We start from the raw sequence: 618 nt of genomic DNA on the forward strand, positions 1-618 counted from the left end.
CCTAGGCCGCATCGGCGATGACCTGTCCCACGCCATCGAGCCCGTCGACCAAGGCGGCGGCCTGTGGGCTGTCGCCGTGCTGGCCAGCCGTCGGGATCAGCCGCACAGGCAGCCCGAGGGCATCGACGGCGGCGTGGCTCTTGGTCGTCAGGGTGAGGTGGGCAAGCGATCCTTCCAGTGGAAGGATCGCCCACCGAACGCGCGAACACCCGATCCCGTGAGCCTGAGGCCCCCCCTTCCGCCCGTCGCATCCGCGTGGGCTTTGCAGATCGTGCTGTCGATGAGGACGTACTCGAAGTCGGGGTCCGCGCTCAACTCATTGAAAAGGCGTTCCCAAACCCCTGCCATCGCCCAGCGTCGGAAGCGGGCGTGCGCACCGGTCCATTTGCCGAACTCGGGCGGCAGATCGCGCCAAGGGGCCGCCGTCCGCGCCAGCCAAAGCACCGCATCCACAAACAGCCGATTGTCCGCGCCACTCCGCCCGGGCAGCCCGTCGCACCCAGGAAGATGCCCCTCGATCCGCGCCCACTGCGCGTAGGTCAAGGTCCGCCGGCTCAAGATCGCCTCCGTCTTCGATCTTGAAGCAGAACTCACGACAAACGGGAATCCCCAAATGCA

Annotated in this window: 1 pseudogene; it reads right to left on the minus strand. The window is 67.2% G+C overall.

What is annotated here, in order from left to right:
- Positions 1-4: 4 nt before the first annotated feature.
- Positions 5-558, minus strand: a pseudogene (locus EZM81_RS18035) (IS5 family transposase); the annotation flags it as partial.
- Positions 559-618 lie beyond the last annotated feature (60 nt).

Origin of the sequence: Tabrizicola sp. YIM 78059, from assembly GCF_004959785.1 — a bacterium.
Classification (GTDB): domain Bacteria; phylum Pseudomonadota; class Alphaproteobacteria; order Rhodobacterales; family Rhodobacteraceae; genus Tabrizicola; species Tabrizicola caldifontis.